The organism is Gemmiger sp. An120 (assembly GCF_002160955.1).
Lineage (GTDB): Bacteria > Bacillota > Clostridia > Oscillospirales > Ruminococcaceae > Gemmiger_A > Gemmiger_A avium.
Map to the genome: position 1 here is coordinate 85,751 of NZ_NFLN01000001.1, position 14,836 is coordinate 100,586.

At 52.4% G+C, this 14,836-nt stretch carries 10 protein-coding genes; all 10 read left to right on the forward strand.

All coding sequences use genetic code 11. The annotated features are described in order from the left end of the window. Window positions 1–36 precede the first annotated feature (36 nt). The 10 genes from B5E65_RS00380 to B5E65_RS00425 all read left to right on the forward strand — a co-directional run bounded on the left by B5E65_RS00380 (window position 37) and on the right by B5E65_RS00425 (window position 14,820). Window positions 37–1,179, forward strand: a complete 1,143-nt coding sequence (locus tag B5E65_RS00380; RefSeq protein ID WP_087169800.1) for a hypothetical protein — start codon at window positions 37–39, stop codon at window positions 1,177–1,179. Next, a complete protein-coding gene (locus B5E65_RS00385; RefSeq protein ID WP_481810343.1) occupies window positions 1,176–3,032 on the forward strand; it encodes a VirD4-like conjugal transfer protein, CD1115 family in 1,857 nt (618 codons plus the stop codon). The genes B5E65_RS00380 and B5E65_RS00385 overlap by 4 nt, the downstream gene beginning before the upstream one ends. Window positions 3,033–3,050: 18 nt before the next feature. Further along, window positions 3,051–4,283, forward strand: coding sequence for a S1 RNA-binding domain-containing protein (locus B5E65_RS00390; RefSeq protein ID WP_087169802.1), 1,233 nt, complete (start codon window positions 3,051–3,053; stop codon window positions 4,281–4,283). A gap of 14 nt (window positions 4,284–4,297) precedes the next feature. Next, window positions 4,298–4,711 (forward strand): YbjN domain-containing protein, encoded by a 414-nt coding sequence (locus B5E65_RS00395; RefSeq protein ID WP_087169803.1) that lies wholly within the window; start codon window positions 4,298–4,300, stop codon window positions 4,709–4,711. Between the two features lie 60 nt (window positions 4,712–4,771). Continuing rightward, the gene (locus B5E65_RS00400) at window positions 4,772–5,506 is read left to right on the forward strand and encodes a CAP domain-containing protein (protein ID WP_087169804.1); all 735 of its coding nucleotides are present in this window, start codon (window positions 4,772–4,774) and stop codon (window positions 5,504–5,506) included. A gap of 61 nt (window positions 5,507–5,567) precedes the next feature. Beyond that, window positions 5,568–11,963, forward strand: coding sequence for a prealbumin-like fold domain-containing protein (locus B5E65_RS00405; RefSeq protein ID WP_143402931.1), 6,396 nt, complete (start codon window positions 5,568–5,570; stop codon window positions 11,961–11,963). Then, a complete protein-coding gene (locus B5E65_RS00410; protein WP_087169806.1) occupies window positions 11,960–12,688 on the forward strand; it encodes a class B sortase in 729 nt (242 codons plus the stop codon). Before B5E65_RS00405 ends, B5E65_RS00410 begins: the two co-directional genes overlap by 4 nt. 304 nt (window positions 12,689–12,992) lie before the next feature. Continuing rightward, window positions 12,993–13,454, forward strand: coding sequence for a hypothetical protein (locus B5E65_RS00415; protein WP_087169807.1), 462 nt, complete (start codon window positions 12,993–12,995; stop codon window positions 13,452–13,454). A gap of 383 nt (window positions 13,455–13,837) precedes the next feature. Next, the gene (locus B5E65_RS00420) at window positions 13,838–14,290 is read left to right on the forward strand and encodes a zinc-finger-containing protein (protein ID WP_087169808.1); all 453 of its coding nucleotides are present in this window, start codon (window positions 13,838–13,840) and stop codon (window positions 14,288–14,290) included. Continuing rightward, the gene (locus tag B5E65_RS00425; protein ID WP_087169809.1) at window positions 14,287–14,820 is read left to right on the forward strand and encodes a sigma-70 family RNA polymerase sigma factor; all 534 of its coding nucleotides are present in this window, start codon (window positions 14,287–14,289) and stop codon (window positions 14,818–14,820) included. Before B5E65_RS00420 ends, B5E65_RS00425 begins: the two co-directional genes overlap by 4 nt. Window positions 14,821–14,836 lie beyond the last annotated feature (16 nt).

The following is a 14,836-nucleotide window of genomic DNA, read 5'->3' on the forward strand; positions in this document are numbered from 1 at the left end:
TGTCGGTAAGACCCAATCATTCTGAGGTGTATCACAATGCTTACCTTGCGCCCCGGCAGTCTGGCATACCGGCTCATTTCCATGCTGTCCGTGACGGGTGAATACCCCATTCACTCTCTTCATTTGTTGGGCAACCCTCGTGTAATGCGAGATCTTGTCCGTCGTATGAGCGAACCGCAGCTGGTACGTTTGCCTGGCGCTGATTCGGTACAGACGAAACTGGTCCAAATCAGTGGCAAAGGAGCCGCTAAGTCGGTTCGGTTGTACAGAGGTGCTCTTCCCATTTTGGAATGGATGCACCCGGATGCATTTGACTACTATATGGCCTCGTTCTGGAGCCATCGCTTTCCCGGAGATGCTGCGCATAGGGACCGGAATCATCGTGTGGCTGAGGCGACCGCATTGTGCGCACAATCGGAAATCGAAATCGTGCCTTATCTTCTCCCTGCTTTGCAGATGGAATCCATCCAGCATACCGTATCGGAGCGGCCAAGCCTGTACCTTGCAAGAGATCTGAAGAAAATCAACGCATCGGAACAGAACAAGACCATGTTCACCCGAACCGTGGGCGCGCTGTTTTACCCCGGTGGATGCTATGCGATTTATAACACGCGAAGCTCTATCATGAAATGGAGCGGCATGGGCGAATTCAAGTCCCGTCTGAGTCTCCAGGAAATAGCCCGGTTGAATGCCGGCATTGAGATAGTCGATTCTGCGGTTTTGATGGGTGAGTCTGAGATGACGGCCATGGATACCCTGCTGGAATCCGAACGCACCCATCGCCCTGAGTTCCGGTTTGACTCCATTTATCAGCATGTACATTTCGTACCACTGAACGAGTTTGGGGCAAGCCTGTTGCGGTTGTTTACCATCCAAAACTGGAACAACCGCCTGATGGACCTGCTCTTTGATGCAGATGTTCGTTCGTATGGCCGGGGCACTTTGGAGTATGACGCTTACATTGACGGCAAATATGTATTGTCCCACTTGGATGGCGATCTTGCGAGACTGATCCGCTTCCGCGAAGCCATCAGAATCCAGAACGGAGTTTTTGAGGTGCTGTGTTTTCCAGAACAGATGCAACTGCTCCGGGAATATCTTCCGCCGGAGGTGACCTTAAAGGTTATATCGCTGAATGCAGTTTTGGATCAGTTTCACAGAGAGGAGGGATGCCCGTGAATGAAACGCTCAAACGGATCGTGATCAGTTTGACCGTATTGCTTGCGCTATTCATGCTGCTCTATATCAGCGGCTTGCTCGGCCAGACGCTCAACAATTACGAAGAATGGCAATCAAATGGTGGTATGAGCGGACAGACTGTTATGCGGCCTGTTGATTGGTCGGTGGGGCCATGCATAAAAAACACCTTCAGCATCGGAGGGCTCAAAAGCCTGGGGCTTATCCTACTTGCCGGTGGCGGGCTCACTGCTTACATAAAGCTGCATGACCGCTTCGGAGGGAAAACGAATGACCCCAGAGGCTTTTCGGTAAGCAAACAAGGAACGTATGGCACAGCATCCTGGATGAGCGATAAGGAAATGCGGCAGGTCCTTGAGGCCAAGCCCATCCCGCAGGCCGAGGGTATTATCCTGGGTGAAAAAGATGGCAAGGCTATTTGTTTGCCTGTCGATACACGCCTCAATCGTCACATTACCATCTGTGGCTCGTCAGGAACGATGAAATCCCGAGCCGTGATTCGTCCGGCGCTGTTTAACATCATCCGGCGCGGTGAATCCACGATTATCACAGATCCAAAAGGGGAGATGTACGGAGATCTTGCCGCGCTGTTTCAACAGAACGGATATGAGGTGCGGGTTTTCAATCTGGTCAACCCGCAGCACGGGGATTCATGGAATTGCATGTCCGACTTGAATGGCGATACTCTTCTTGCTCAGGTCCTGACCAATGTAATCATTGGAAATACCAGCGAAGGCAAAGGGGACCACTTCTGGGATAACGGCGAGGGCAATCTGCTCAGGGCTCTCATCCTCTATGTGGATCAGGACCGAACCAGAAGCCCGGACCAGAAAAACCTGGCCGCTGTGTATCAGCTGCTCACCCAAAATAACGAGCGACAGTTGACCGCCATGTTCGAGAAACTGCCAATTGACCATCCAGCCAGGGCACCATTCAATCTGTTTTCCCAGGCAAGTGACACGGTTCGTTCAGGCATTATTCTCGGCCTCGGCACGCGGCTACAGGTTCTCCAGAACGAAGCCGTGCGCCGGATCATCAGCCAAAACGACATAGATCTCACGGAGCCCGGGAAACGGAAATGCGCATACTTTGTGATCCTCAGTGACCAGGATGCCACGATGGCCTTTCTGTCATCGCTGTTCTTCTCGTTCCTGTTCATCAAACTGGTTCGCTATGCGGACAGCACTCCCCAGATGCGCTGCGCCGTCCCTGTCAATCTGGTTTTCGACGAGTTCAACAACGTCGGGAAACTCGGCGGCGCCGCTGACGGCTCGGACTTCGCAAGAACCCTTTCAGTGATCCGAAGTCGTGCAATCTATGTCATGCTTGCTATCCAAAGCCTTGGCCAACTTCAGAATCGATACCCAAACAATCTCTGGGCTGAGATCCTGGGTAATACTGATGTGCAGCTGATGCTCGGCTGCACCGATGACATCAGCGCCGAATATTTTTCTGCGCGCAGCGGCGACATGAGTATCCAAATCAATACCACGATGACGGTTCGGCAAACCCTCGCCGTTGCGCAGATGATACCGCAATACCGGCACACGGAAGGCCAAGGCAAACGGCGTTTGCTCACACCTGACGAGGTCCTTCGGCTACCGAACGAAGAACTCCTGGTAATCATTCGTGGCCACAATGTTTTGAAGCTGAACAAGCTGGATTACACCAGGCTCCCCATGGCAGCTCAGATTGAGAAACGCAGTATTCTGGATTATACTCCTCAACCCTCTATAACCCGCACGATACCAGAACCCGTCCCAGAACCGAAACCGGAACGGAAAAAGATGCGACCGAGTCTGTACAGCTCAGCATCACCGCCGGAAGATTTTTAATGATAACGGAGGCACCAAATGAATGACGAAATGAATGTTCTGACTGAGGCGATTCCCCAGACTGAAATGGAATCGACAGAAATTTTGGATCAGGTGTCTGAAGGCGAAGCGCAAACCGCCTTCTCCCAGACTGATTCTGAAATGGAGTCTACGGAGGCTTTGACATCAGAAGACGACGCCGAAGGGGCTGAAGAAGTGCCCATCCTCCAGACTGACTCTGAAAGCGCAAGCATCCCGGCTGAAGAGGCGCCGAAGGCACGATCCCGTCGCTCCCGCAAAAGTCAGTCTGAGAAAAGAGCGTCTGGCGGTGAAACTGAAAAGCCCGCCGCACCTCGGCGCCGCCGCACCAAAGCAAAACCCACCGCCGTTTCCATTGATGGCCAGCTCAGCGTAGAGACCGAAGCCGATAAAGCCCGGGATGCACTGCTGGACCTGGTCGAGTCCATGAAAACAAAACGCATCCTGACGGGTACTATTCAGGGTGTGGAGCGGCCTACGGATAATCCCACACGGTCCCTTGCAGTCCTGTACCACGGTGATTTCAAAATTATGATTCCGGCAGAAGAGGCTGTGGAAATCCCTGACGATCTGCGCGGAAGGTCCAAAGAAGAAGTGCTGCACTATACTCTGACCAAGCGGCTTGGTGCAGAAGTGGACTACATCGTCAAAGGAATTGACGGCGAAGCCGGTATTGCAGTAGCCAGTCGTCTGGAAGCTATGGCAGCCCGCCGCCGTTCCTATTATTTCGGTACGGACCGAGATGGGAACAATCTGCTGTATGAGGGCGTATGCGCGGAAGCCCGTGTTGTGTCGGTGATCAGAGCCGGTATCTTTGTGGATCTGTTCGGGCTTGAAACCTACATCCCGCTGAGGGAACTGAGCTACCAGCGCATGCTGGATGCCAGTGCCGTGTACCAGCCCGGGCAGCGCATTTTGGTCAAGATTCTCAGGATCGATCGCAGTGATCGTGAACATATTCGTGTCGCCGCCTCCATCAAGCATGCCGGTGAAAACCCGTATGAAAAGGCGTTGCGCCGATACTCTGTAGGTAACCGGTATGTGGGAACCGTGAGTATGGTGGACACCACAGGGGTTTTTGTGGCTTTGGATGGCGGCATCGATTGTCTGTGCAGTTACCCGAAACGAGGCCGTCCTCCCAGAGGCGCCCGGGTGACGATTCGTATCCTGGGAATCAACCATGAGACCAACCGCATTTGGGGAGCCATCACTCATGTGGCTACTCCGCGGTGAAAGGGGGGATAATTATGAACTATTTCATGAGCAAAGAAGAACAACAGCGCCGCAAAGAACTGGCGGAACATGCGCGTGTCATGCTTACACAGGTGCTCCCGGTCGAGGATCAGGATGAAACTTCGCTGACAGCGCCCTACCAAGGCTACTACATGCAGGTGTCTATTTCTCCGCTGCATCCGCTGCTGGTGATCAGTCTGGCGAAGGGCATCAATCACCCGGGTAGCGCCAAGAAACAGCGGCTGGTCAACCAATTGAACTTGACCAGCGTGCTTGGCAGCCATGCGATCAATCAGGACGTGGGGTGCTATGCTTACCGCAGCACGCATTGGCTGGACACTGAATTGGATGAAAATCGGTTTCAGGAAATCCTGGATCGGTGCTTCGAGGAGGCAGACAGAGGCTACGATATGCTGAAATCCGGCTGAGCCGTTGTAAATGCTGTGCCATATCCGTGTAATAAGGAAAAAGCACAAGGAGGATGTGACATGAAAGTACAACTGATCGCGGTAATCCTGTCAGCTCTGATTTTGGCAGGTTGCAGCAATGCCTCACCTGCAGCTGAATCTTCGGAAAGTTCATCTTGCGAAAGCAGCGTGAGTGTTTCGGAGGCAACCCCTGCACCATCTCCGGACAAACCGGAATCCGCTGCCACGAGCGCCCCTGAGCCGAGCGCAGCTCCTGATCCGAGCGCAACTCCTAATCCGATTCCGAGTTCTGCACCTTCCAGTTCTGTACAGCCGGTTGAGGAAGCCTCTCCCGCCCCGGAGTCAACGGTGCAAGCCGACAAGACGACCGCACCAAGCGAGACTGTTGCCACTGGTGCAATCCCGTTCAGTGTTGCTGAGGGGACGGACAAATGGTGGTACATCGACAGCACTGACAGCGCATACTGGGCAGTGCAGGACGGTATCAACGCAATTCGCGCATCGGTCGGGCTTGGCGCTTTGGAGATGGACGACAGTCTGAGTACTACGGCCAGCTCGCGGTGTGAGAGCTTTGTCGCCGGTGGTCCCTTTGACCATTCCGGTATGGTAACAGCCAGTGAGATCTGTGCTCGTGGTCCGATCGGGTCCGCCGCCGCTGTCTGCGAAGCCTGGAAGAACAGTCCGGACCATTATGCGAACATTGTCAGTGACCAGTTCACAAAAATGGGCGTTGGCTGTTGGTTCTGCTCGACCGACCAGGGGCAATATACCTACTGGGTTGTCACCTTTGAATAACCGAATCAATCATCTTTGGGCGTCTGCTTTATGGCAGGCGCCTGTTTTTATGGAGGAAATTATGAAGAAATACAAGTTTAGGCACCGTTTTACGGCCTTGCTCCTTGCTTTTCTTATGTGTATGTCGCTGATGCCGGCGACTGTGCTCGCTGAAGAAATCCCTGCTTCGAGCGAGGTCAGTTCTGTGTCTGAGTCGGCAAGTGAGCCGCAGCCGGACTCCAGTTCTGTACCGGAATCGGAAGTCGCATCCGAAGCGAGTTCTGCAGCAACTTCCGAGAGTGCCAGTACCAGCACAGAGGAGCCTGCTCCGGATTCCCCGACCCTGAGTGAACAGGCACAGGCTTTTATCGCCGCTGTAGATGCGCTCGATCGTGAGAGCATTCTCTCGGCAGTCAACAGCTGGGCGCTGGCAAGCCAGGCCTGGCAGGCAGATAAAGAAAATCCTGATCTTATCGCCGCTCTGGACGAAGCTACGGTGTTGTCAGACGAAGCCTCCGCTCCGGTAACTGCTGCGGAAGACCTGTACCTGTCCCTTACGGAGGAAGAAAAGGCAAACGAGGCCGTAGCGGCTGCGTATTCCGCACTTGCTGCGCTGGTTGTAACCATGCAGGCGACCATCGAGAATCCCTCTGTTCCGAGCGAAGGGGATGGTGGTGACGATGCCGGATCTCCTCCCGATCTGGAAGAGATTCACCAGATGTTGTATGGGGATCTTCCTGATGCACCCACAGATAGCTATATGGGCAGCTATGGTCTTCCCGTTGCGACTGGTGACACCAAGATTGGCATCAGCCACTGGAACGATGACCCGTCGGTTGCCATTGGCTATATGGATTCCGAGGCGCTGAATTCGGATGGGCTGTCCATCACAGTCCACCGTCAGGCCGGCGAGTCCTTTGCCATTGTGCCCATCTTTGTGCAGGTTGAATATCCCGCCAACAACAGCACTTCGCAGATCATCCTGCCTGAAGATGTGATCCTGCTGGACTATTCCGGCAATCCGGCAGATGAGCAGACCACTGCTGCCATTCTGAACAGCAGTTATGTAGAATCTTCTGCAGTCACGACCGGCATCTATGTGCAGGCAGACCACGATTTTGCCGTGACATTCCGCTACAACGCTCCGGATGGTTCCAGTCTGGAAAAGACCTTGAATGTCCATCTGGAAGGTGAAACGGAGACACAGCCGACGAAGGCCAATGGAATCAGCACTTACGAAGCACGCCCCGAGCCGGATGTAAAGACTGGTAAAATCACGAGTGTGCAGAAAGTAAATGGTTCATGGCTGATTTGGTTTAACGGGCAGGAAGCATACTGCTGCACCCACGGTGCGAAGGGCAGTCCTAACGGATGTCCTACCTACAATTATTCGCACACTTCCATCGTAACGGCGGCCCAGTACACGCCCGGCGATCATTTTAGCAACCAAGTAAATATTTGGGGCGGTTTGGGCCAGCTGTCTCTCGGTCTGATGAGTGCCGATGCTGCTATGGATTCCGTCTATGATGAGGTACAGCGTTGGATTATTTCCAACTATCCTGACAGCGTTCCGGCTCAGAGTTATATCCGTTCCTTCGAGCAGATGAGCAACGGTGTATCCACTTATGTGGCGGAAAGTGACTATTATACCTACATCTACCAACCCCCTATTTCCGGCTGGCAGACTGTTGCACTGATCGGACCTCCCACTGGCAGCATTGATCCGGACGTTCCTCCCGCAGGTGCCGAGTATTACGCCAGTTGGTCGGCTTCGCCCCAGACTGCCAGCGGCAGTTTTGATGCGAACTACACAGTCAACGTAGACAAGCAGCAACTTGAAACCGGCGAAAAAGTGGACGGTGCCACCATTGAGATTGAACCCTTGGAAAAGGGTGGTACGATTGACGGTGGCAATTGGAGCATCACTCCGGCGGAAAAGCAGACTGTGACCACCAGCGGCCATACGATGGACGATGAGTTCCAGAACAACGGCGGTGACGCCAGCGCCAGCTGGAGTTTGCACTACAGTGTGACCAAGACCTCCACCAGCAGCCGTAGTGGGAGCGAGGGTCCGTATTCCAGCCAGGCTGAGGCAGACGCAGCAGCGGCCAGTGCCAAGGCCAGCGCAGAGTCTGAGTTGCGCGCCGAAGCCCAAGGCATGGTAGACCGAGCCATTGCTGCGGCCAAAAGCGAGCTGGCCAGCATTGATTTCCGTTTCGATGAGACGGTCGTCCCGGTAGGATTTGAGTTCTACGATGGTGAACATGGAAGCAAGCAGACCATCTCGGTCCCCATGGACAGTTCGGATGAATACCTCATGCGAAACGATGAATGGTCGTTGCAGGTCAATATCCGGAAAACGGACAGCGAAACCGGCGAAACGATCGCTTCTGATGCGGAATATGAGGTCTTCGAATGGGATGTTGTTTCTCAGATGTATATCCCGTTCCACGCTGAAAAGCCGCGCGAAGCAACAGCACCCACCTATAACGGATACCATATGGTCCGCAATGAGGATGGAACTTATTCCGTCGCCAACAGCACCGATTATGGCACCGAGTTCGATACCTCCCGGACCATGTACTACACCCAGCGCAACCAGGGCCGTTTTATCATCGTCGAGACCAAAGCGCCGGACGGCTACTTCGGCGATTGGACAGATATTGACCATCCAGGTGAGCCCGGTACTCCGTTTGGTAAGCGTGCTTACTATATCGAAATCACCAAGGATAAAGACGGCAGTGTGATATGGCTGGATAACGCCGACTACAATGCTGACATTTCCACCAGCTATACCGGCGGCACAAAGCTGACCTTCGACGGACGAGAAGCAACCGTAACCATTTATGGTCGGCCGCAGGATGCCGGTCGAACCTATGTGACTGACAGCACCGGCCTCGCAAACAACGAGGACAGCTACACCATGATTCCCCAGGACAATGTTTTCCAAAATGACCGCGTTCTGGGCGAGATCATCCTGGCGAAATCCGATTTGGATCAGCTGCGTCCCACCCCGGTGGCCGAGAATGGTGAAGACTGGGAAGTTCCCGGTACTGCGCCCCATGGCGAAGCCAGCATTGAAGGGGCCGTTTACGACCTTTATGCCGCCGAGGATATTCTCCACCCTGATGGTGTGAGTGGTGTGGTTGATTACAGCAAGATCACCGATCAGGACGGCAATCCCATCTGGCATACCACAGTGCGCACCAACAGTGGCTGGGATGATTCCTACCTGCCTATCCTTTCCAAAGATCATCTGGTGGCGAGCGCCGAGATCAAAGACGGGCTGCTGGTTTTCGGGAATCTGTACCTGGGCAAATACTACCTGGTAGAGCGGGCTACCGGCCTTGTGCTGCCCGTGGATACCAACAGCAAGTTCTACATCACCGGTCAGTATCCTGAATTGAACCGCAAACTGGAGCCTACTGGTGAGTACTCTCCGCTGGAGGAGTATTATGGCGAATACACCGACTATGTCTACAAAAACCAGTATTCCGCTGTAGCGGAGGGACGTTCGCCGGAAGGTTTCAAAACCTATGATGGTTATTACCTGAGCTATGCAGAAGGCTATCTCTGTGATGAGATCAACCATTACGAAACCCTGTCCTATGGTGATGAATCCGGTTATGTAGTCCGTGAAGGCGAACACAGCCTGGATGCCGTGCTGAAGGGCGGTTTCGAACTGCGCAAACTGGTAAGCACCACCGGCCCGGGCAGCCCCGCTCCCAAGCTGGAAGGCGCTGGTTTTACCGTCTACCGCATCCCCGACCTGAGCAAGGCAGACCAGTTCACCCGCAACCCGGACGGCAGCTACAACATCCAGAGCGTACTGGACGCTTACCGCAAGGACAACTACGACCCCGACACTCTGAAATATGATTTCACTGGCGAAGCCCAGGCAATCGCCCGGATGTTCGAGAGCGAGGCCGAGCTGGTGTACGCTTATAACGCGACTCTGACCGATGCAGGCGATTTCGCCAACGGCAGCGGTCTCGGCTGGGTACCTACTGGCACGACCAACGAATATCGTCTGAGCGAAATTTACACGAATGAGGAAGGCATCATTCGTGTGACCGGCCTGCCCTATGGCCAGTATCTGGTCGTTGAGACCACTATCCCGAAAGATGTGTTCCAGGCCGATCCCTTTGGCTTTACGGTGGACAGCGACACGCCCCAGAGTATCTTCTGTCAGCCTAATGGTAGTGTAACAGAGCCCAGCAACAGCTATGTGACCTACAACATCTTGGATGAGGAGATGGAAGGCTACTTGAAGCTAGTCAAGGTGGACGCCGAGACTGGCAAGGCTGTCAAGCTGGCCAATACTGCATTTGCCATCTATAAGCTTAATGATGATGGAAGCAGGGAACGCCTGTCCATGATCGACCCCGACAGCGGTGATCCCACTGTCAAAACCGATGTGTTCTATACCGATGAGAATGGTATGATGAAGACGCCCGAAAAACTGCCTTTGGGGCGTTATCTCATTGAAGAGCTGGAAGGCCCGAACGGATTCTTGAACGATGAGCGGTATTCTGTAGAGTTCGAGATCTCTTCGGATTCTGCGTGGGAAGTGGTTGGCAATGCCGTCAACGGCATGGATGAGTACATTCTCACCCAAGAGTACATCAACCACGAGACCCTCGGCAAACTCACCATTCGAAAAATCGGTGAAGTCCTGTTGGGCTGGCAGGAAGATGAGGGTGACATCCTTGATCCTGAATACTCCGGCATGGCGCGTCCTGGACATTTTGTTTATGAAGATCGTCCAATTCCTGGTGCGCAGTATACCATTACTGCCAATGATGATATCTATACCCAGGATCGGCAGACTGATGCCGAAGGCAACCGTACCCTGTGGTATGCCAAGGGCGACGTTGTGGCCGTAGTCACCACCGGCGACGGCACCAGCGATATCAACGTGTTCCGCCCTGGCCGCACTCAGGCCACCTACGATTTCCTCAGTGTGATCCACGACGGTACGATCGGAGAAGTCACCGTGACTCTGCCGCTTGGAAGCTACCACATTGAGGAGACCAAGCCGCCCTATGGTTATACCGGCACTGCTCAGAGCTACGATGTTGTCTTCACTTGGGACAACCAGACCAACAGCGTGGTTATGGCACAGAGCATCACCAGCACGGATGAGAACGGCAATACCACCACGACCGAGTTTGAGATCATCAATGCAGAGGATGCAAATGCAGAGTTCACTGAGCAGCAGACCCTGAAATTCCACAATGATCGCGTGAAACCTGAGATTGATATCTACAAGAAGGATATCAAAACTGGTGAACTGGTCGCAGGTGCTGTCTACAATCTGATTACCACTGATAATATCTACAATGCAGATGGCAAACTGCTCTTCCACGCCGGGGATCTGATTGCTACCTCTGCGCCGACGGATGAAAACGGTCACACCACCTTCATTTGCGATCTGCCGATGCGCGGCCAGTACTATGGTGTCGATGGCGTCTATATCCCTGAAAACATCTACGGCACTGACGCTGATCACACCAAGAACAGCGGCAACTATATCATTCGCGAGATTAAGGCGCCGGACGGCTATTATCTGGACGCTCCGGATGCAGAGATTACCTTCACCTATGCAGGCGCAGAATCCGCTACTGTCACCATTGAATCGACTTTCCAGAATGATGCTACGTCCTTCCACGTTTCCAAGCGCGAGCTGACTGGGGATGAGGAACTTCCCGGAGCAAAACTCACGATCAAAGATACGGACGGCAATGTGGTCCGGGAATGGATCAGTGGTGAAGAACCTGTGGAGATCCGCGGTCTGCTCTTCGACAAGGTATATACCCTGACCGAGACAAACCCGGCACCCGGTTATGCGCTTGCAGAAGACATCCGGTTCAAACTGGTTCAGAGTAAGAATGAGGACGGCGATCTCATCAATGCTGCAGATGTTTATGTCTGCACCGGTAAGGACTGGTTGATCTTTGACCACTGGGAGAAGATGGAAGACGGCATGGTGGTTATGCGTGATGATATCATCCGTGTTGAGATTTCCAAGCAGGACATCACCACCAAGCAGGAATTGCCTGGTGCCCACCTGGTCATCAAAGACGAGAACGGCAATGTGGTTGCCAGCTGGGTCTCCTCGGATAAGCCCTACTACATCGAAAAACTCCCCGCCGGCAAGTATGTGCTGATCGAGGAGAGCGCACCTGATGGGTATCTGGTCGCAGAGAAGATTGAGTTTGAGGTCAAACCCACTGGCGAGATCCAGACTGTCATCATGTATGACAGCCGCGTTCCCACTCCTGAGCAGCCTACTCCGGAACCCCCGACTCCGACCCCGCCGACACTGCCTCAGACCGGTGACCTGCCCTGGCTGCCGGTTGCGCTCGGTGTTGTAGCAGCTGGAGCCGCTGTCGGTATTCTGGTCATGAGCCGCAAGCGCGACCTTGCCCTGCGCAATGATGATTCGAAGCAGGAACAGCAGGATCACGAGCAATGAGGTACTTTCTAAAAGGATTTCTCTATGGAATACTGGGGATTTCTTTGATTGGCCTGATCTGGCTTATGATTGTCCGACCGCAGCTGACCGCCCGGGATGCTGCGGAACTAAAAGATGAGTATTCTGAAACTGTCTCCGGGGCCACAAGCCCCGGAGATTCTGTTGGCGAGGAGTCCTCCGTAGATATTCTCGCTATGCAGCGGCAGTACCCGGATATCAAAGCTTGGCTCACTGTGCCGGGGACAGTAATCGATTATCCTGTTCTGCAGAGCAGTGAGGATGATCCGGAGCACTATCTCCGACGCAATTACGATGATACTTGGCGTATGGCAGGCAGCCTGTTTTTTCAATACGACTGTACACTTGATTCACGCAATTTGGTGATTTTTGGTCACAACATGTCGGATGGATCGATGTTTGCGTGCCTTCGCAATATGTTTGATGCAGAATTCCGCGAAGAGCATTCACAGATTATACTGCATACGGCAGATAGCACACGCTATTTCCGCGTTGTGTCCGCGATGAAAACGGACTTAACACAACTTCCGTTTAACCAAACCATGTTCCAAAGCGATAATGACTTCCTTACATTTGCAGAGCAAATGCTGCAGGATACCGATGCCATGCCCAATAGCGACCTCACACTACTTACACTCATCACTTGTGCATATGACTGGGACGGAGCCAGAACAGTAGTTGTTGCGGTTGAAACGAATGCGGAGTGATTATTTGTAGAACTGTATTGGCGTTCACAAAGGGGATGAGACAGACGGAGCATCTGTTGGATAGACTGGCGCGGGAGCAGGATACTGTGGTATCAAATCTGCGCCTTGTGATGTATTACCGTCACAATACAATACTCAAGCTGATCTGTATGCCAAATAAAGATAGTGTTTCTCTTCCGGAATGGTCGAGAACATTATCTTACTTGGCTGAAACAAACCTTTCTATCAATTCCTACGATGAAGTTGACATGGTTTTGAATGAACTGATCAAATCATCGTGACCTTAATATCCAGAGGAGGCAGAATGAAAGCGAGAACAACCATATTACTGGTGCTCCTTTGTTTATGCATCTTTATGGGCCAAACAGCTTATGCGGATACCGACGGAACCGAATTGCAAATACTGGAACCGTCGTACCTTGAAATTCAATTGGGCATAGACTGGGCCGGCACCGAGTTTCAGCTCCGTACAGATATGGGGCTCTATCCAGACACCATCCAAGTTGATGAAAATGGAATACTCCATTTGGAGATAGGCGGAAGCAAAAATTATCTTCTCTCAAATCTGTCGGATGATACGCTGACGGTTACGCTCCCGGAGGAAACAGGTGTGTCCTCCGCACTGGCCCAGGAGGACCAACGTGACATGAACGCAGACAAGGAAACATGGCCGATATTTGTGATGGTCGGAGTGTTGGTTTTTGCTATAGGCGTTTGTGTAGGGATAGGAGGTGGTATTGCTTACTGCAATATTGGGAAACGATGAAAACGCTCCCAGACTGATTTTAAAACGCAACATACAAAACGATTGGTAATAATCACATTGTTATAATCGAATATATAACAAATAGGCTTGACAATCGCCGTTTGGTATGCTATTCTGAAGATGTGGCAGGGGCTTGCGCTCAGGCATACAGTCTCTTCGGAAGAGCTCCCGGAGTCAGACCCTCCCTGCGGGCGGGGAACTGTATCGGATTTCGCGCAATGAGCGATCCACACGGCGCAAGTCACATCTGATCATTTTAGAGCCGGAAGGCTGCTGGGATCAGCAAGATGCTGGAGATGAATATGAAATCTCCTTTGCCATCTTGTTTCCCATGCGGTTTTCCGGCTCTTTTTCTATTTTTAGCTGAATAGAGGAACCTCATAATGAGAAAAAACAAAAAGAAAGGGAATAATCCTAGTAAAATGCGCTGCCCTTATTGTGGGGCACCAATGATTCTGCGGAGCGCCGATGGGATCTATAAAGACAATTCGCAGCACAATACTCTGTATGTTTGTAGAAACTATCCCGAGTGCGATACCTATGTCCGCACGCGGCCTGGCACCGCGCAGCCATTAGGCACTCCAGCAAACCGTGAGTTGAGGGCATTAAGAATTCAAGCCCATCGCTGTTTTGATGCAATTCATCAGAACGGATACATGACAAAGAGAGATGCCTATGTCTGGCTTGCCGCTCTCCTTCAGGCGCCTCAATCACAGGCACATATCGGTTTTTTGAGTGAGTATTCCTGCCGTAAGGTCATAGATGAGAGCACTCGTATGCTACAGCAGTATGCGCAGCGTGCTGCAATTCGATCCAGCAAGGAGGCGCTTTCATGAAACTGAACAACGCACAGTGTACCCTTGTTACAGAGAATCTCAGACTGGTTCATAAAGTCATCCACGACAAAGTACATAGTCCCCAACAATTGGGTATGTTTTCTTACGATGATCTATTTCAGATCGGATGTATCGGATTGTGCAAAGCTGCAGCAACAGATAAGGGCGGGGTATTCTCCACTTATGCGTATCGTTTGATTTGGAATGAGATCTGTTCTGCTTTGGAGTATGCCTCAGTCCGAACCACAAGAGAAGCTTTGACTGACCCGGATATCATGGGGCAATCTGTTACCAAGGCTGCACTACCAGAGATTGATTATATTGATCTCAACACTTTGCTTGACAAAGCAGAACATGAGGTTTCAGGTGTGACCGCCAAAGGTATCCGTGCTCTAAGACTGAAAGCAAGGGGCTATACAAGCCGGGAGATTGGACAAATTATGGGAGCCCCAGCTAACCATGTAACCGCATGGGTTGCCAAAGCACGCGCATATCTCAAGACATGTAAGGAATTCCATTCTTTTGTGTAAAAAACAGCTGGTGCCT